Consider the following 18,516-nt stretch of genomic DNA (forward strand, 5'->3'; position numbering starts at 1 on the left):
CCTCTCATTGCTGTAAACAGCAATGAGAGGGCTATGCATGGCAACGCGGCTCAAATGAAAATACCAACCGCTTGCTGCGACAGTACTTTCCAAAGGGCACAGATTTGTCGATACATAGTCAAGCAAAGCTGAGCGCCGTTGCAAGACAGCTCAATGAACGGCCACGTAAGACGCTGGGATTTGAGACTCCCGCAGAGCGTTTCAATGCATGTGTTGCGTCGATCCATTGAGATCACCGCCCATTGCCGACCTTGGCGTGAACAGCCATAAAGGTTTGCGCTTGGAAGGTTGAATGTTTGGAGCAATATTGTAGCGGCCCGTAAATGGCATCACGAACCTGACCTATCAAGTCAAAGCTTCCGACGCCCCACGCCCGCTGTATCCACAAATTGGCAGGCTTTTCCCTTGTCTCTGCGCCCCTGCCCGCCTATCTCAGTAGGAACCAATTTCTGAGAGGTCCCTATGCAGTTTTCCCTTCCATTCGCCGCCCCCGAAATCAACCGCGATGCGGCAAGTGAAACCGGGGGGGATGCGCTTGGCAATCTGCCGGAATGGAACCTGGACGACCTGTACACGGGCGAAGACGCACCTGAACTAGAGGCCGACATGGCCTGGCTTGAAACCAACTGCGCGAAATTCGCCGGTGATTATGCGGGTAATCTGGATGGTTTAAGTGCTGCGGACATGCTGGCCTGCATTGAATTGCAAGAAGAAATCAACCAAAAGGCCGGGCGTATCATGTCCTATGCGGGCTTGCGCTATTACCAAAACACCATGGATTCCGGTCGTGCCCAGTTCATGCAAAACTGCCAAGAAACCTTGACAGATTATACCGGTCATCTTGTATTTTTTTCGCTTGAATTCAACCGCTTGGATGAAGATCATTTGGCTGGCCTTCTGACGGAAAACGCCGATCTCGCCCGCTACAAACCCGTCTTTGACCGTATGCGCGCGATGAAGCCACATCAGCTGTCTGACGAGCTGGAACAATATCTGCATGACCAGTCCTCTGTTGGTGCTGCCGCTTGGAACACGCTGTTTGACGAAACCATCGCGGGCCTGATGTTCAACATGAACGGCGAAGAGCTGAACCTTGAGGCGACCCTGAACTTCCTGACCGATCAAGACCGTTCCAAACGCGAAGCCGCATCACACGAATTGGCGCGTGTGTTTGGCGAAAACGTGCGTCTCTTTGCCCGCGTTCACAACACCCTTGCGAAAGACAAAGAGGTCGAAGATCGCTGGCGCAAAATGCCATCCCCGCAAGCAGGCCGTCATCTGTCCAACCACGTAGAGCCCGAGGTGGTCGAGGCCCTGCGCAACGCGGTTGTCGCCGCCTACCCCAAGCTATCGCACCGTTATTATGCCTTGAAAGCCAAATGGTTGGGCTTAGAGACCATGCAAACTTGGGACCGCAACGCGCCCCTGCCAATGGAAAGCGAACGTCTGGTCACCTGGGATGAGGCCCGCGCGATTGTCGACGGCGCTTATGGCGACTTCGACCCACGCATGAAGGAAATCGCTGCCCCGTTTTATGACAAAGGTTGGATCGATGCCGCCGTGAAACCTGGCAAGGCCCCTGGTGCCTTCGCGCATCCGACGGTCACCAATGTGCATCCCTATGTGATGCTGAACTATCTTGGGAAACCCCGTGACGTCATGACGTTGGCGCATGAATTGGGCCATGGTGTACACCAAGTTCTGGCGGCGGATCAGGGCGAAATGCTATCATCAACCCCGCTGACCTTGGCTGAAACCGCATCGGTCTTTGGCGAGATGCTAACCTTCCGCAAGCTGCTTGATGGCGCGACAACCCAAGTAGAACGCAAAATCATGCTGGCGGGCAAAGTTGAGGACATGATCAACACCGTCGTGCGCCAAATCGCGTTTTATGACTTTGAATGCAAACTACACGAAGCGCGCGCCGAAGGTGAATTGACGCCAGACGACATCAACGCCCTGTGGATGTCTGTGCAGGCCCAAAGCCTTGGCCCGGTGTTCGAATTCGCACCCGGCTATGAAACCTTCTGGGCCTACATCCCGCATTTCGTGCACTCGCCCTTCTACGTCTACGCCTATGCGTTCGGCGACGGCCTCGTGAACGCGCTTTACGCGGTCTACGCCGAAGGTGATCCAGACTTCCAAGAGAAGTATTTCGACATGCTCAAAGCCGGTGGTTCTAAACACCACAAAGAACTGCTCGCCCCCTTCGGCCTAGACGCCTCAGACCCCGCCTTCTGGGACAAAGGCCTGAGCATGATCTCTGGTATGATCGACGAATTGGAAGCGATGGAATAAGCTTCCCCCTCCACCACTTTTCTTAACTTGGGAATACTCAAGTTAAGAAAAGTGGTTCCAAATGTCTGCTGCGCGGGGTGATCTCAATGGATCGACGCAACACATGCATTGAAACGCTCTGCGGGAGTCTCAAATCCCAGCGTCTTACGTGGCCGTTCATTGAGCTGTCTTGCAACGGCGCTCAGCTTTGCTTGACTATGTATCGACAAATCTGTGCCCTTTGGAAAGTACTGTCGCAGCAAGCGGTTGGTATTTTCATTTGAGCCGCGTTGCCATGCATAGCCCTCTCATTGCTGTTTACAGCAATGAGAGGGGGCTGTGAGGGTCGCACAGAAAGACGTCGATATCGGTCGCCAGGGTGAAGGCCTTGTGCCCTGCTATTTCGCATCCACGATCCCAAGTCAGAGAACGATAAAGCTCTTTGGGCAACTTACGTGACTGCTTTATCAACGCTTGAATGACGCTGTGACTGTCTTTGTTGCCAACCTTCGCCAGCATCACAAAGCGGGTATGGCGTTCGACCAATGTTGCTATAAAGCTATTGCCAGATCCTGCGATTAAGTCTCCTTCCCAGTGACCTGGTACGGCCCGGTCCTCGACTTCTGCAGGTCTGTCGCTGATCGAAATCGCATCGTTGAACTTACCTATCCCGCTTCGTTTTAGCGTGGCATGCCGAGACCTGCGAATGGACCACGTCGCCCGCAAATGGGTTAGAAGTTCCTTCTTAAGTACACCGCGTGTCTGGATAAAAAGGCTCCGATAGATCGTCTCATGCGAAACGCGTTTACCTTCTTCATTGGGATGTTCACGCATCAGCCAACCTGCGATTTGTTGTGGGGACCACTTGCGTCTCAGCTTGGCCGAAACCGCGCGACAGAGATAGTCATTACTTGCCTACTTGCAGAGTTTAGGGCGCTTTGAGCGATCCCAAGCAGCGGCGTCTGACTGCGCCGCTCGGTAGCTTTTGGCACCTCCATTGCGGCGGACTTCGCGACTTATTGTCGAAGCCGAGCGACACAAAGATTGTGCAATCGCCCTCAGAGATATTTTGGCAATAAGGCCTCTCGATATCTCTTCACGTTCGGGCAGCGTAAGGGCCAAACACGATCTCACGCGTTTAGCAGGTCGAATGCCACCAGTTCGAGCCAGCAGCGGATAAATCGAAGATGAGGCACGATTGAATCTGCGCCCAATCGAACTCAAAGACTCCCCACGCTCCCATCGATCCCACATCTCCGACTTCTGCGTGTCTGTGTAAAACGTCCGTGTGCGATACTTCATGATAAACACTCCATCTTTCCAAAAAGATTAAAGTGTTGCGTCGACCAGTTGAAATCACCGGACGAACCAGACCTTCACTGAACATGCGTCAACGTCCGGGTCGGTGAACGGTCCTTTATTGAACATTCATATCTAGAGAATAAGCCCACCCCATCGTTATCAGTTTGAGCTGGTTTTGAGCATCCTGGAGAGGTCACCCTTAAAATTTCTTCTCGAAACTGAGACTTGCCCCGAAGCTTTCGTGGTCTGAGCCTATCCCGTCATAGAAAGTTCCGGCTGTGAAGTTTCCACCAATCTCTGTGACATAAGTCAGGCCCAGATGGGCGCGGCCACGATTGCCATCAAAATTAACCTCGCCACCATTGGTGGAGGCGTGGATCGCAGAAATACCGCCTGCAAGCTCAAGCTCGCCGGTCTCTATTTGCAGCGATGTGCTGAAATCGAGACCCACGGTCAGCTGCATCAGATCAACGGTTTGCCCGGCGATCGTATTGCCCAAATTATCGGTATAGGTTTCTTGGGTGTCATCTGTGTAGGTAAGATCGAGGAGTGGCATCAGGGTGGCAGACTGAAGCTTATATTCTCCTGTCGCCCGCAACTGCGCCAACCAACGCTCTGTCCGGAAGCTGTCCGTATAGGTGCCAAACGGAGAGATGTCGTTGCTTGTCTGACCATAAAGCAAGCGGCCCTCAAAAATGAACGGGTGTTCAGGTGCTTTCGCAACAAAATAGGGGCCAATCATCCAGCCATTGCCGGAAACATTGTTGGCATCATCTTTGGCATAATCCACCTGAACCATGCCGCCGACAAGCAGATCGGGGTTCACAAACCCATGCGCGCCAAAAGAGACCAACGTATAGGTGGTGTCACGCGACCACGCACCGCTTATATTGGCCCAAGTATTGCCGTGCGAAGCACACCCGCTGACAGAGCCCGCGCCTTCGGACGCATTGGCACTAAACGCTCCACACCCGCTGCCTTGCAGAAAATGTGACAGGCCACGCTGGTTGGACGCTAGGGTACCAGCACGTATCAACATGAAACCCGCGATGGCCTTTTGCGTTTCTTCAACGATGGCTCTACTTGTGCCAGGCGCGATGGATGAGTCGCGAGCTACGACAAGCGTGTTGGATGAGGTGTTACCGTTGCCTGAACCGTCCTGAGCGGCTGCGTCAGGGATAGTGATCGAGACATCGCCGCCCCCATCTGGGGTTACAGCCACAGTATAGACAGAGGCACTGACTTTGGTGATGCCCGTGACACTTGCATTGGTCACAGTGACATCTTTAGCGAATTCGTCAAAGCCAGTCACATCCTCATCAAATGTCGCGGTGACGGTGAATGGATCTGTGTTGGTCAACGTCGCTGGTGCACCGGAAAGGGTCACGGTGGGGGAAGTGGTGTCGCAGCTCAAACATGTGCGACTTACTATTTGTGTTGTTACAGAAGCTCCTGTGTAGGCGTACTCCCAACGATAGGTTTTACCATCGAGATCACCCTTAAGAGAAAAGCCAAAGTAATCATCAGTCGCAAATGTTCCATTGGCACCATCAGCTGAAAAATCTTTTATGTTTTTTATACCACAATAAGCTTCAATATTCGCCGCATTTATTGAGGCGCGCTTTGCTGATATAGTATCGCCTGGAGAGCCATCAATCGCTTCTGTCCCCCACATTGGCCTAACTTCACGCGCAAAACCAAGCCATACACGCGCACTGCCTAATGGGGAAAGACCCATAAACATTGTGCATGCACTACTTAGAGATCCATCCCAAGAAGAGTCCCCTGGATCTGAAGCTACAGCAGAAACCGAGGCTATTGAAGGACTTGTACCAAACTCTAATGCCCAAGCCTGCCCTCCTTCAAACATGGTTGCCGCCGCGATCGCGGCCACAAGTGGCATCGCTTTAAGTTTTTTGAACTTATTACGCATAAAATTAATACCTTATGTGACCGAATACCTTACACCATTATTGATGTATCCGCTAAACCTCCGCCAAGTCAACCGCGTGGCTTACTTCCTTAATTATGATGTGAAAATAACGCATGCCTGCGAAGTTTGTGTTTTGACGCGCATCACCATTTGAATGATGAAAATACGTCTTGCTGGAACACCCACTGACAAAAAACCAATTCAAAACCAAAGTGACTGTTGAAGGTTTTTGCCAACCCAGTGAAACCAGCCATTCGCGGCACCGCAGAATTTTGGTAAAATGGGCTCTCTAGAGACTTTCGCTGCAGGGCGGGCGAAGGGTTGCTTTTCGCTCTGGCAGATTATCGCGGCAATGTCGCGACGGAGTGGCCTGGAATGGCCTGCCCCGCGTGTAACAGGGGGGCAGGTTTATGTTTACGCTTCGATCATGTCCACGCGGGTGGCGTGGCGGCCGCCTTCGAATTCGGTGGTGAGGAAGGCTTCGACGATCTCAAGCGCCAGGCCTTCGCCAATCACGCGCGCACCCATGGACAGCATTTGCGCATTGTTATGGGCGCGGATCATGCGGGCGGAAAACGTGTCAGAACAGACACCACAACGAATGCCAGGCACTTTGTTGGCAGACATCATGATGCCTTGGCCCGTGCCGCAGATCAGAATGCCCAGATCACAATCACCGGATGCAATACGTTTCGCAGCTTCTTGACCATGCAGGGGGTAATGGGTGCTCTCGCTGGTTTGTGGCCCAATATCAACGGCCTCATACCCAAGGCTTTCAACATGTGCGGCGATGGTTTTGCGCAGTTCGATGTCGGCGTGGTCGCTGGAAAGTACGATGCGTTTGGTCTGTGTCATGACAGGTGTCCTTGGCTGAGGCAAATCACTGCATTCGTGTGCGTGGATCAGATGGGGGCTATGTGCCAGACCTTGGGAAGAAACGAAAGCCAATGAAAGCGAGGGGTGCAAATTTTCTGGGCCTTGAAACGCAAGGGTCCGTGTGAAGCTCAAGCTAGGCGCAATAGGATGGGATTAGGGATGGGCGTCGAAATGCGCGACCATTGCGTCAAACACAGCTTTGCGTGTTTCGGGCTTTTCCATCATGACCTCGTGCTCGGCACCTTCAATCATATCGAGGGTCGCAGTTGGCCAGTTGTTCATACGCCGGTGTATAGAGGGTACATCAACGATACGTTCCTGACTGCCCAGAAAGGTCACCACAGGTAAGGCGGGGGGGGTACGTTCCAATATGGCACGGCAATAGGCCAGAGACGCACCCACCCAATTGATACTGGGGCCGCCAAGCCCAAACAAAGGTTCCTCACGGATGTGATCCTGCATATAGGCCCACATCTCGGGATCCGTGGTTAGCATGTTGTCGTCGAATTCTGCATCAAGCACATAGGACACGGGCTTTGTTCCAGGGGCATAGTGATGTGAAAGCCCAAGCACACGCGCAACACCTGCGATGCACCCGGCCATGGCACGCGTGATAGGATGAAGTTGAATGCCCCACATGGGGGCCGAGAAGGCCACAGCGTTTACGGGCAAATTGGCAAAGAGCGCTTGCATGCCGATGGCCCCCCCCATGGAATGCCCAATCATATACCATGGCTTTGGCAGGTCTTGATGATGCGCCCAAATCAGCAGGGCATCCACGTCTTTCTGATAATCAGAAAAGGCACTGACATGCCCGGTCATAGGGTCGTTAAGCAGACGATCTGCAAGCCCCTGACCACGCCAATCAATGGCCACCATTTCATAACCGCGCGCCGCGAATTCACTTGCCGCGCGGCCATATTTTTCAATGTATTCGGTACGGCCCGGAAACATCAGGACCGTCCCTTTGACATCCGCCTTTTGCGCAGCGCCCTTCAGAACCTGCGATCCCATGGGCCAATGACCCACACGGATACGCACCCCATCAGAGGCATGCAGCCAAACGGCGCGTCCCCCATCTGGACCATCAGAAAGCTCGCTGTGAAAGGGCGCGTCTGTCATCAGCCGATAACCGAAGCCAGTTTCATCGCCATGCCCATGTCACCATCAACAGACAGTTTGCCGGTCATGAAAGCTGTGGTTGGGTTTTGGTCACCTTCAAGGATGGCTTGGAAGACATCCGCATCCGCCGACAAGGTCACGTCTGCATCATCATCGCCAGCGCGCACGCCATCGGCATCAATGATGATAGAACCTTCGCCATTGAGGGTGAACTTAGCTGTGCCGTCAAAGCCGCCAGTCATTTTTTCGCTCAGCGCCGCAACGGCCGCAGTGATAATGTCGCTCATGACATTCCTCCGATTTGTGATCCGACAGCTCTCGCTTTTTGTCGGGAGTTTGTTACTATGTTTACGTTATGGTCAATTTCTTCACATACCTCAAAGCTTTCCTTACGGCAATTCCTCTGACAATTGCGTTAACTTGTGTGTTTCCTATTGGTTTACCACAGGTTGCAAATGCGCAAGACGCTGAACGCTTGGATGAGACACGCCAAATTGCAACCAAAAGCATGGGAATCGATGATTTGCTGACCTTGCTTGCAACACCTGACCTTGAAGGTTGGGAGGATGTAGAAGCAAAAATACGCATAGAATGGTCTCGGTCCGGATCCCACAGCATGGATCTGATTCTGCTGCGCGCCCAAGAGGCCCTAAACGCCGCAGAGGGGCAGGTGGCCTTGGAACATGCCACTGCATTGACCGATCATGCACCTGATTTTGCAGAGGGTTGGAATGTATTGGCGATGGCCTATTTCCAATCCGGGTATTACGGGCCTGCCTTGGATGCTTTGCAACGCACAGTTACCTTGAACCCCAATCATTTCGAAGCTCTGTCTGGACTTGGAACGATTTTGGCTGAGTTGGACGACGAGGCAGGCGCCTTGAAGGCATTGAAGGCTTCCCATGCTATACATCCGCATCGCCCTCATATATCTGCGTCAATAGATGAACTTGAGGCCCGTTTGGGCGGCGAGAAGATATAATTAACGCCGAACTGAATATGGGTGGATAAGATGCAGGGTCAAATCACGGCGGTTCTTGGGCCAACGAATACGGGTAAGACCCATTACGCCATAGAACGGATGTTGGCGCGCAATTCCGGTGTGATTGGCCTGCCGTTGCGTCTGCTGGCGCGCGAAGTTTACGATAAGATCGTTGATATACGTGGCCCGTCCACTGTGGCGCTGATCACGGGTGAAGAACGCATCGTGCCGCCGCGCGCGAAATTCTGGGTTTGCACGGTTGAGGCCATGCCCCTGTCCATTGGCGCCGATTTCGTTGCCATTGATGAGATCCAGCTGTGCGGTGATCCCGAACGCGGTCATATTTTCACGGATCGCCTGCTAAACGCTCGCGGCACCCATGAAACACTGTTTCTTGGCGCAAACACCATGCGCGATGTGATCCGTGATCTGGTGCCGGATGTGCATTTCATGACGCGTGAACGTCTGTCTGAACTGGTCTATGCAGGATCCAAGAAAGTCAGCCGCATGCCCGCGCGATCCGCTATCGTCAGTTTTTCCGTGGAAAACCTTTACGGCATGGCGGAACTGATCAAACGCCAAAAGGGCGGGGCGGCTGTGGTCATGGGGGCTTTGTCGCCACGCACGCGCAATGCTCAGGTCGAGATGTACCAAAACGGTGATGTCGATTACCTGGTGGCCACAGATGCGATTGGGATGGGCTTGAACCTTGATATCAATCACGTTGCGTTTTCATCCACCGCGAAATTCGATGGCCGCCGCATGCGCGAATTGTTCCCACATGAAATGGGTCAAATCGCCGGACGCGCTGGGCGGCATATGAACCATGGCAGCTTTGGTGTCACGGGGGATGCGCCTTTGTTGGAGGATGGACTGGCGGATGCGATTTGCAATCACCGTTTTGCCCCGATCAAACGTCTGGAATGGCGCAATTCAAGGCTTGAATTTGGCACGGCGGAACGGCTGATCAATTCCCTACAACAACAGCCCAATGATCCACGGCTGATGCGTGCGCGCGCGGCGGATGATTTGATTGTGCTGCAAACTTTGGCCAATGATCCGTTGGTTGCTGCGCGTCTCAACAGCCCGGGCGACGTGCGCCTGTTGTGGGATGTGTGCTGTATTCCTGATTTTCGCGGGATTTCGCCTGGGGAACACGCCAATCTGTTGATGACGATCTTTAATCATCTGAAAGAAGGTCCACTGCCCGAAGATTGGTTGCTGCGCCAGATAAAACGACTGGATCAAACCCAAGGTGGGACAGGCAGCGATGCGGGGGGCGATATTGATGCTTTGTCAAAGAAACTGTCATTTATCCGCACCTGGACATATGTTTCTCAGCGCAAAAACTGGACAAAAGACGAAAAACATTGGCGCGGCGTCGCGCGCGCTGTAGAAGACCGCCTGTCGGATGCATTGCATAATGCGCTGACACAAAGATTTGTTGATCGCCGCACATCTGTATTGATGCGGCGATTGAAGCAGAAGGAGAGCCTGGTGGCTGACGTGAACGATAAAGGTGAAGTGACGGTTGAGGGGCAATTTGCCGGCCGTCTTGAGGGGTTCCGCTTTACCCTGGATAAATCCGCAGAAGGGGATGAAGCGAAAACGCTGAAAACCGCTGCATATCAAGCGCTTGCGCCTGAATTCTCACTTAGATCAGATCGTTTTTACAACGCACCTGACACTGAAATCGACTTCACCGAACAGGGTGGATTGATGTGGGGTGAATACGCCGTTGGTAAGCTTGTAAAGGGTGATGAGGCCCTGAAACCACGTGTTCAAGCCTTCGTGGATGACGAAGCTGGCGCGGATGTTTCTGAGAAAGTGACACGCCGTCTTCAGCACTTTATTGATCGCAAAATTGCGAATCTCTTTGAGCCAATGTTGGCGATGTCGCGCGATGAGACCCTCACAGGTATTGCGCGTGGCTTTGCTTTCCGCTTGCTGGAAGCCCAGGGCATCTTGCCCCGTGACCAGATCGCACAAGAAGTGAAAGAACTGGACCAAGATGCACGCGGGCTGCTGCGCAAGCATGGTGTGCGTTTCGGCCAATTCACAATCTTCATGCCGCTTTTGCTGAAGCCAGCACCAACGCGTCTGCGCCTTGTGCTTTGGGGGCTGTTCCAAGATCACGCTGAATTCGCCGAAAGCCCCCCTCCGGGTCTTGTGACGATCCCATCTGCGAAAGATCTGGCAGCGGGTTACCACACCATGTGTGGCTATCGCCAAGCAGGCGTTCGTGCTATTCGCATCGATATGCTGGAACGCCTTGCAGATATGCTGCGTTCAGAAGATTCCCGTGGTGGTTTCGAAGCCAACGCAGACATGTTGTCGATCTCTGGCATGACGCTGGTGCAATTCGCTGATTTGATGCGCGGCCTTGGCTATAAAGCTGAAGAGGGCGAGCGCGCGAAAGTGAAAGCCGCACCTGCTGAAGCTGCAAAGGTTGAAGCACCTGTCGTAGAGGCACCTGTTGCTGAAGCCGTTGTCGCTGAAGAGGTTCCTGCCGTTGAAGATGCGCCCGTTGAAGAGGCCACATCTGAAGAAGCGGCACCTGAAATGGAGGTCTTCTTCACCTTCACTTGGGCACGTCAGCAACGCAATGCAGGCAATCGTGGCAACAACCGTGGCGACGCGGAGGCGGGCCAAAACCGCAACCGTGGCAATAAGCCAAAGGCTGGTGGGCGCAACACAGGCAAGCCAGGCCGTAAGGGTGGCAATGATCGCAATGATCGCGGTGATCAGAAACCAAAATCCTGGGCGTCTAAACCTGCACGCAAAGAAAAACCGATTGATCCTGACAACCCGTTCGCCGCTGCGCTGATGGGCCTGAAAAGCAAGTGATCGGCCATGTCTGAAAAGGCAGCTGATCCCCAAAATACCCCCGGTGCGCCGAAGATCGCGCTCCGGGTGGACAAATGGCTTTGGCATGCGCGGTTTTTCAAAACACGCACCTTGGCCGCCAAGCAGGTCTCTGAGGGTAAGATCCGCATCAATTCCACCAAAATCAGCAAACCCGCCCGCACCATTGTGCCTGGTGACGTGCTGACATTCCCCAAAGATGATCACGTTCGGGTGATCAAAGTGCTTGGCATTGGCACGCGACGCGGCCCCGCCCCAGAAGCACAGGCCTTATATGAGGATCTTGATCCGCCACAACCGCGCGAAAAGCGTGTAGATCAGAATAATTTCCCGCCTATGCCGAAATATGAGGGAAAAGGGCGTCCGACTAAGAAAGATCGTCGCAATTTGCCTCTTTCCGGTGCCTCCCTGCTTGATTGATCCCCCTGAGTGGACTAATTGGGTCAGAGCAACGTAGAATTTCCGGACTTAGCCATGACCTATATCGTCACTGACAACTGCATTGGATGCAAATACACCGACTGTGTCGAGGTCTGCCCTGTGGATTGTTTCTATGAAGGCGAGAACTTCCTCGCGATCCACCCTGATGAATGTATCGACTGTGGCGTTTGCGAACCAGAATGCCCTGCCGATGCGATCCGTCCTGATACCGATCCGGACATGGAGAAATGGGTCGAGATGAACCGCAAATACGCGGAGCTTTGGCCTGTGATCATCACCAAGAAAGACCAATTGCCTGACGCCGAAGAAAACGACGGCAAGCCCGGGAAATTGGACACGATCTTTTCCGAAGCCCCCGGCGAAGGCGGATAAAACCGATTCGGTGAAATTGGCGGCTATGACATCGCGTAATTGCGCTGTTTCCCTGTTATAATATCGCTTTTACGTGGTTTTTATCTAAGCGGGGGTTGCGACTTTTATCATTGCCCATTTTCTGATATACTGTTGATACAAACACTTACACGCACACAGGCATTGGGCTGAACATTTCGCCCAAATACAGGTCTTTCTGCCCAAAAATTAAAAACCTGCGGGGAAGCAATTTCCCGTCGGAATTTTTGTCGCAACACATCGGTCTAGATGCTTAGGCATCATGCATAACGCCACGACGAAGGAAGCCGAGACATATGAGCAAAGCTAAGAAATACGATTTTCGCCCCGATGAATTTGTTGTTTACCCCTCTCATGGTGTGGGCAAAGTGATCTCGATTGAGGAACAGGAAATCGCCGGAATCGCGCTTGAGCTTTTTGTCATTTCGTTTGAAAAAGACAAAATGACTTTGCGCGTACCAACCAACAAAGCCATCGAAGTTGGCATGCGCAACCTGTCATCGCCTGCGATGATTGACCAAGCTATGGGCACGCTAAAAGGCAAAGCCCGCGTGAAACGCGCTATGTGGTCCCGTCGTGCGCAGGAATATGAACAGAAGATCAACTCAGGTGATCTGATCGCGATTGCAGAGGTCGTTCGTGACCTTCACCGCACCGATGATCAACGTGAACAAAGCTATTCCGAACGCCAGCTTTACGAAGCGGCCCTTGAACGTCTGACCCGCGAAGTTGCGGCCGTTGGCGGTGGTGACGAAGGCAATGCACAGCGCCAGATCGGTGACGTGCTGTCCGCGCGCGTATCCGCAGCCTAAACACCTAAACACCAAAACAAGCGAATATCAAAAGCCGTGGCCTTGCGCTGCGGCTTTTTGTTTTGTCCGCCCGTTGGCGTGTCTGGCGTGTCTGGCGTGGTGGGATAGGGGCGTTAGCGTGCCCCGTTGTCCTCACGCATTTTCTCGAGTTGCCGCATCAGGGCGACGTCCAGTTCACGGGTCATCTCACCAGCACGTTTGATGAATTCTGGGTTGTCATCGATGGCCACATCTTGCTTCCAATATTGCGCCAGTTCTTTCACCGCGTCGCGGTCCATCACACGGAAGGCTTCGGTTTGTTGGTGGGCTTCGTATTCCGTGAGGCCAAGGTTCTCAAGCGCATAGCGCCCCGCTCGCATTGAGCTGTCGAAATTCTCGCGCACGATGTCATTGGCTCCGGCCTGATACAACTCATACACATGCATCCGGTCGCGGGCACGCGCAATAATGTGAAGATCCGGGCGGGCTTTGCGGGCGGACCGCGTCAGTTTCACAGCCGCCTCGGGTCCATCAATGGCAATGACAAGAATTTTGGCGTCTTTTAATCCCGCAGCGATCAAAACATCTGGCCGGGTGGGGTCGCCAAAAAACGTCTTAAACCCAAAACGTTTCATCATGTTCACGGCTTGCAGGTTATGATCCAAGACAACTGTAGAAAAGCCCGATGAGTTGATCATGCGGTTGACGATTTGCCCAAAACGCCCGATCCCCGCGACGATCACCTCGCCTTGATCGGTGATCTCATCGTCCGGGGTGACCTCGGCGCCAGACAGTAAGTTGTCGCTGAGACGATCAAACAGGATGAATAAAAGCGGGGTCAACAGCATGGACAGGGCCACAATCAACAACAGCTGATCCGCCAAGGCGGTGGGCAATACATCGGTCTGTACCATGAACCCCAGCATCACAAACCCGAATTCCCCAGCTTGGGCAAGGGACAGGGCGAATAGCCATTGATTGCGCCCTTTCAAGCCAAAGCTAAGGCCAATGCCGTAAAGAACTAGACCTTTGATCGTCATGACAGCAATGGTTGCCCCAATCAGAAGAAACGGTGTGGCAAAAAGTAAATCAAATCGAATGCCCGCGCCGACGGTGATGAAAAACACACCCAACAACAAGCCTTTGAAAGGTTCTACGTCGGCTTCCAACTCGTGGCGGAACTCTGAGTTGGCCAGAACCACGCCGGCCAGAAACGTGCCAAGGGCGGCGGATAGGCCAACGAGGCTCATTAGGAAGGCGATGCCGATGACGATCAACAGCGACAGCGCGGTATAAAGTTCGCGCAGCCGTGCCATATGTGCGTATCGAAACAAGGGTTGCGTCAGGTAATGTCCCGCTAAGATCACCCCGGCAATCGCCGCGATGGTGACCAGTGTCACGCCCCAACCGGGCAGGCCTTCGACCAAAGATAACGCTGTTTCTGCGCCATGACCGCCGCCGTGGTGGCTGTTTAATCCTGGCACTGCAAGCAAGGGAACCAAGGCCAACATCGGGATCACCGCAATGTCTTGCGTCAGAAGAACCGCAAAAGAATTGCGCCCGCCTTCGCTGGCCATCAGTCCCTTTTCACTTAGGGTTTGCAGCACAATCGCGGTCGAGGACAGCGCGAAGGTTAAGCCAATCGCAAGGCTGGTTCCGACGTTATATCCGATCCACATGCACGCCCCCATAACAGCCAATGTCGTGAGGCTGATCTGCAATCCGCCAAGGCCCAGAAGCTTTTTGCGCATGTCCCATAAGGCGCGGGGGTCAAGCTCTAGACCGACGATGAACAGCATCATAACCACGCCAAATTCAGCAAAATGACGCAAGCTTTCGGTTTCATCGCCCACAAGACCAATCACAGGCCCAATAAGGATTCCGGCCATCAGATAGCCCAGAACAGACCCAAGCCCAAGCCGCGATGCAATCGGCACCGCGATGACGGCGGCGCCAAGGTAAATTGTGGCTTGAAGCAGAAATTCCTGCATGGGTCTCTCCTAGGTGGGCAGCGGGGCGTCCGCTTTGAGTTGGTCCATCACGATTTGGCTTTGCACGCGGGCGACAGACGGGTGGGGCAGCAAAACATCGTGGATCAGATGGTTTAATGCGCCCAAGTCTTGGCACCAAGCACGTAACAGGTAATCGGCTTCGCCGGTTAGGGTCCAGGCCGATGTGATTTCGGGCCGCGTGCTGATCAATGTCGCGAAGGCGCGGGCGCGTTCGGGGGCGTGTGCTTCCATTTGAACCTGAATAAAGGCCTGGACGGTTAGGCCCACAGCCGTGGGCGTCAACCGCGCGGAATATCCTGCGATGACGCCATCGTTTTCCAGCCGGTGACGGCGTCGGTTGATCTGACTGGCCGAGAGGTTCAGTTCTTCGCTTAACTCTTGCGAGGTCAGATGGGCGTTGCGTTGTAGGGCGGCCAACAGGCGGGAATCTATACTGTCCAGTTCGATGCGTGTATTGTGCATATTTACCCTAAATCTCGAAAACTCGGCGCGAAGTGCAAGTGCAATAGCGTGAAATATGCGCGCATTTCGCAAATATTATGCGACATAATTGGGAAAAGCGCAACAGTTATACCTAGGAGAGCCCAATGGGACCTTTTCCACATAATGCCCCCAAATCCGTGATTTCCGGTGAAAATCCAGCAGGTACGGATGGTTTTGAATTCGTAGAATTCGCGCATGAAGACCCGCAACAGTTGCGCGATTTATTCGCCAAAATGGGTTATCAACACGTCGGCACACATAAAACCAAAGCGATTGAGCTGTGGAAACAGGGTGACATCACCTATATTTTGAACGCAGAACCTGGATCATTCGGGATGCGTTTCGTGGATGAACACGGCCCTTGCGCCCCGTCCATGGGGTGGCGCGTCGTGGATGCACAGCATGCGTATGAACATGCGATCAAGATGGGTGCTGAACCTTATGACGCGGATGATAAATCCCTGAATGTGCCTGCTATTAAGGGCATCGGCGGGTCCCTTCTGTATTTCATCGACCAATATCATGACACCAGCCCCTATAATGATGAATTTGACTGGGTTGCACCGGCCCATCCCGCGGGCGTTGGCTTCTATTACCTTGATCACCTGACGCATAATGTTTTCAAAGGGAACATGGATAAATGGTTCCACTTTTACGGTAACCTATTCAACTTCAAAGAAATCCGGTTCTTTGACATTGCGGGAAAACATTCCGGTCTGGTCAGTCGTGCGTTGACGTCACCCTGTGGCCGTATCCGCATTCCGATCAACGAGGACCGGGGCGAGAAGGGCCAGATTGTTTCTTACCTGAAGAAATACAACGGTGAAGGCATCCAGCATATCGCGGTGGGTACAGAAGATATCTACGCGGCGACCGATGTGATCTATGATCGTGGTCTGCGCTTTATGCCCGCCCCACCCAAGGCCTATTACGAGATGAGCCGAGAGCGTGTGGTCGATCATGAAGAGCCATTGGATCGCATGGAAAAACACGGGATCTTGATTGATGGCGAAGGTGTGGTGAATGGTGGTGAAACCCGTATTTTACTGCAGATCTTCTCAAAGACTGTGATTGGCCCAATCTTCTTTGAGTTCATCCAGCGCAAGGGTGACGACGGTTTTGGCGAAGGCAACTTCAAAGCACTGTTTGAATCAATTGAGCGTGAACAAATCGCCAATGGCGAACTGGGCACCGACGATGTGCCAGCGACCGCCGCGGAATAACGGAACTACACGCTGCAAAGTTCTGCCCCGCATCAGAAGATGTAGGGCAGAACCGTTGTGTGATTGTCTTATCCGCAGAAGACTTTGATGATGGTGGAACTGGGGTCAGTCACGGATTCAAAGGCGGTGCCGCTGTGAATAAAATTCAGACGTGTCGGCACATTGGTGGCGACACGTTCTTCACTTCCATAGTGGCGAGAGTCATCCGCAATATCCAAGCCAATGGTTGCGCGGGAGGGGCCACCAACCAAGTGTTCAAATTGGGACGCACCGCATGCGTCTGACGACGCGATTTGTGGAACCGAAGATTGACAGGCGCTGAGGGTAAAGGCTGCCGCAATGGCCACGGCATAGGTCGTTTTTACTTTTTTCATGTTACTCATCACAAATTTAAAAATGCTGCCCCAGCAGAAAATTCACCGGGGCAGGGCACTTAGACAATTGCTTGATCAAGATCTGCGATCAAATCCGCAGCATCCTCGATTCCGATGGACAGGCGCACCACATTGGGCGCGGCACCCGCTGCGATCTGCTGATCTTCTGTCAACTGACGGTGGGTGGTCGAAGCGGGGTGGATGATCAATGACCGCGCATCACCTAGGTTGGCCACATGGCTGAAAATGTTCAACCCATCGACCGTTTTTACGCAGGCATCATATCCACCTTTCAGCGCGATTGTGAACAACGCACCTGCACCTTTGGGGCAGATACGTTCCGCACGTTCACGGTAGGGGCTTGTGGGCAGCCCGGCCCAACCCACAGCTTCAATACGAGGGTCGGTTTCCAACCAAGCCGCGATTTTGGCCGCATTTTCCACGTGACGTTGCATGCGCAATGACAGGGTTTCAATCCCCATCAATGTGTAATGGGCTGCCTGCGGATTCATCGTCATGCCGAGATCGCGCAGACCAACGGCAATGCCATGGAAGGTGAATGCAAGCGCACCAAATGTCTCGTGGAATTTCATGCCGTGATAGGCGGGTTCGGGTGCGGAAAGTGATGGAAATTTGTCACTGGCGGACCAGTCAAACGTGCCGCTGTCAACCACGCAACCACCTGTCACCGTGCCGTTGCCCGTTAAGTATTTGGTTGTGGAATGGACAACCAAAGTCGCGCCATGTTCAAAGGGGCGACATAGGTAAGGTGTGGCGGTTGTGTTGTCGACGATCAACGGAACGCCCGCAGCCTTGGTCACGCTTGAAATCGCGTCTAGGTCGGTGATCACCCCACCTGGGTTGGCAATGGTTTCGCAAAAGACGGCGCGTGTGTCGTCGTCAATCGCGGCGGCCACGGCGTCGGTGTCATCGAAATCAACGAACTTGGCTTCCCAGCCGAAACGTTTGATGGTTTGGCTGAATTGCGTCAACGTGCCGCCATATAACCGGGTCGATGCCACGATATTGCGCCCAGGCGCCATCAGGGGAAACAGTGCCATGATCTGAGCCGCGTGGCCAGAAGAACAGCAAACCGCACCTGCGCCGCCTTCCAGGGTTGCGATGCGTTCCTGTAAGACCGCGACAGTCGGGTTCGTGAGGCGTGAATAGATATAGCCAACTTCCTGTAAATTAAACAGTTTTGCGGCATGTTCGGCATCGCGAAACACATAAGCCGTTGATTGGTAAATCGGTGTTTGGCGCGCGCCTGTGGCGGGGTCAGGATGGGACCCAGCATGAATTTGTTGCGTATCAAAGCCCAGAACAGGGGTGTCAGACATTGGATTCTCCCTCAGATTTTCTCATAGACTGGGGGGATATTCCGAATGGGTCAATACGGATAGGTCAGTTTGGATAGTATTCCCGAAATTACGCAAAATTTGGGG

16 protein-coding genes and 2 pseudogenes are annotated in these 18,516 nt (G+C 53.3%); 9 read left to right on the plus strand and 9 right to left on the minus strand.

The window, feature by feature from the left end; genetic code table 11:
* Positions 1 to 38: 38 nt before the first annotated feature.
* Positions 39 to 230, plus strand: a pseudogene (locus RJ38_RS18595) (transposase); the annotation flags it as partial.
* A gap of 232 nt (positions 231 to 462) precedes the next feature.
* A complete protein-coding gene (locus RJ38_RS14175) occupies positions 463 to 2,298 on the plus strand; it encodes a M3 family oligoendopeptidase (protein ID WP_052245411.1) in 1,836 nt (611 codons plus the stop codon).
* Positions 2,299 to 2,381: 83 nt separating this feature from the next.
* Here RJ38_RS14175 and RJ38_RS14180 read toward each other — a convergent pair.
* Together RJ38_RS14180 and RJ38_RS14185 are read right to left on the minus strand one after the other, a co-directional pair.
* A pseudogene (locus RJ38_RS14180) lies at positions 2,382 to 3,579 on the minus strand (IS30 family transposase).
* A gap of 199 nt (positions 3,580 to 3,778) precedes the next feature.
* Positions 3,779 to 5,254 carry an Ig-like domain-containing protein gene (locus RJ38_RS14185; RefSeq protein WP_162183576.1) on the minus strand — a complete coding sequence of 492 codons (1,476 nt, stop codon included), beginning with the start codon at positions 5,252 to 5,254 and terminating at the stop codon, positions 3,779 to 3,781.
* Positions 5,255 to 5,324: 70 nt separating this feature from the next.
* On the opposite strand from RJ38_RS14185, the gene RJ38_RS19090 reads away from it, so the two are divergent.
* Positions 5,325 to 5,666 (plus strand): hypothetical protein, encoded by a 342-nt coding sequence (locus RJ38_RS19090; RefSeq protein ID WP_162183577.1) that lies wholly within the window; start codon positions 5,325 to 5,327, stop codon positions 5,664 to 5,666.
* A gap of 260 nt (positions 5,667 to 5,926) precedes the next feature.
* Here RJ38_RS19090 and rpiB read toward each other — a convergent pair whose 3' ends face one another.
* The 3 genes from rpiB to RJ38_RS14205 form a co-directional block, all read right to left on the minus strand.
* The gene (rpiB, locus tag RJ38_RS14195; protein ID WP_039019551.1) at positions 5,927 to 6,367 is read right to left on the minus strand and encodes a ribose 5-phosphate isomerase B; all 441 of its coding nucleotides are present in this window, start codon (positions 6,365 to 6,367) and stop codon (positions 5,927 to 5,929) included.
* 174 nt (positions 6,368 to 6,541) lie between these two features.
* A complete protein-coding gene (locus RJ38_RS14200) occupies positions 6,542 to 7,510 on the minus strand; it encodes an alpha/beta fold hydrolase (RefSeq protein ID WP_039019552.1) in 969 nt (322 codons plus the stop codon).
* The gene (locus RJ38_RS14205) at positions 7,510 to 7,797 is read right to left on the minus strand and encodes an SCP2 sterol-binding domain-containing protein (protein ID WP_039019553.1); all 288 of its coding nucleotides are present in this window, start codon (positions 7,795 to 7,797) and stop codon (positions 7,510 to 7,512) included. The genes RJ38_RS14200 and RJ38_RS14205 overlap by 1 nt, the downstream gene beginning before the upstream one ends.
* 68 nt (positions 7,798 to 7,865) lie before the next feature.
* On the opposite strand from RJ38_RS14205, the gene RJ38_RS14210 reads away from it, so the two are divergent.
* From RJ38_RS14210 to RJ38_RS14230, 5 genes are all read left to right on the plus strand, one after another.
* The gene (locus RJ38_RS14210) at positions 7,866 to 8,492 is read left to right on the plus strand and encodes a tetratricopeptide repeat protein (protein ID WP_052245412.1); all 627 of its coding nucleotides are present in this window, start codon (positions 7,866 to 7,868) and stop codon (positions 8,490 to 8,492) included.
* 30 nt (positions 8,493 to 8,522) lie between these two features.
* Positions 8,523 to 11,339 (plus strand): helicase-related protein, encoded by a 2,817-nt coding sequence (locus tag RJ38_RS14215; RefSeq protein ID WP_039019554.1) that lies wholly within the window; start codon positions 8,523 to 8,525, stop codon positions 11,337 to 11,339.
* Between the two features lie 6 nt (positions 11,340 to 11,345).
* Positions 11,346 to 11,777, plus strand: coding sequence for an RNA-binding S4 domain-containing protein (locus tag RJ38_RS14220; RefSeq protein WP_052245413.1), 432 nt, complete (start codon positions 11,346 to 11,348; stop codon positions 11,775 to 11,777).
* 54 nt (positions 11,778 to 11,831) lie between these two features.
* Positions 11,832 to 12,170, plus strand: coding sequence for a ferredoxin FdxA (gene fdxA / locus RJ38_RS14225; protein WP_039019555.1), 339 nt, complete (start codon positions 11,832 to 11,834; stop codon positions 12,168 to 12,170).
* Positions 12,171 to 12,484: 314 nt separating this feature from the next.
* Positions 12,485 to 13,000, plus strand: coding sequence for a CarD family transcriptional regulator (locus RJ38_RS14230; RefSeq protein WP_039019556.1), 516 nt, complete (start codon positions 12,485 to 12,487; stop codon positions 12,998 to 13,000).
* A 113-nt stretch (positions 13,001 to 13,113) separates the two neighbouring features.
* Here the strand turns inward: RJ38_RS14230 and RJ38_RS14235 are convergent, their stop codons facing one another.
* Together RJ38_RS14235 and RJ38_RS14240 are read right to left on the minus strand one after the other, a co-directional pair.
* On the minus strand, positions 13,114 to 14,970 hold the full coding sequence (locus RJ38_RS14235; protein ID WP_039019557.1) for a monovalent cation:proton antiporter-2 (CPA2) family protein: 1,857 nt from the start codon (positions 14,968 to 14,970) through the stop codon (positions 13,114 to 13,116).
* Positions 14,971 to 14,979: 9 nt separating this feature from the next.
* Positions 14,980 to 15,453 (minus strand): Lrp/AsnC family transcriptional regulator, encoded by a 474-nt coding sequence (locus RJ38_RS14240; RefSeq protein WP_039019558.1) that lies wholly within the window; start codon positions 15,451 to 15,453, stop codon positions 14,980 to 14,982.
* Positions 15,454 to 15,578: 125 nt separating this feature from the next.
* On the opposite strand from RJ38_RS14240, the gene hppD reads away from it, so the two are divergent.
* Positions 15,579 to 16,697 carry a 4-hydroxyphenylpyruvate dioxygenase gene (gene hppD, locus RJ38_RS14245; RefSeq protein ID WP_052245414.1) on the plus strand — a complete coding sequence of 373 codons (1,119 nt, stop codon included), beginning with the start codon at positions 15,579 to 15,581 and terminating at the stop codon, positions 16,695 to 16,697.
* 68 nt (positions 16,698 to 16,765) lie between these two features.
* On the opposite strand, the gene RJ38_RS14250 is transcribed toward hppD, so the two are convergent.
* Together RJ38_RS14250 and RJ38_RS14255 are read right to left on the minus strand one after the other, a co-directional pair.
* Positions 16,766 to 17,071 (minus strand): hypothetical protein, encoded by a 306-nt coding sequence (locus RJ38_RS14250; protein ID WP_039019559.1) that lies wholly within the window; start codon positions 17,069 to 17,071, stop codon positions 16,766 to 16,768.
* A gap of 59 nt (positions 17,072 to 17,130) precedes the next feature.
* Positions 17,131 to 18,411: an O-acetylhomoserine aminocarboxypropyltransferase/cysteine synthase family protein gene (locus tag RJ38_RS14255; RefSeq protein ID WP_039019560.1), complete on the minus strand. Its 1,281-nt coding sequence runs from the start codon at positions 18,409 to 18,411 to the stop codon at positions 17,131 to 17,133.
* Positions 18,412 to 18,516 lie beyond the last annotated feature (105 nt).

The sequence above is a fragment of the Halocynthiibacter namhaensis genome (assembly GCF_000812685.1).
In the GTDB taxonomy this organism is placed as follows: Bacteria; Pseudomonadota; Alphaproteobacteria; order Rhodobacterales; family Rhodobacteraceae; genus Halocynthiibacter; species Halocynthiibacter namhaensis.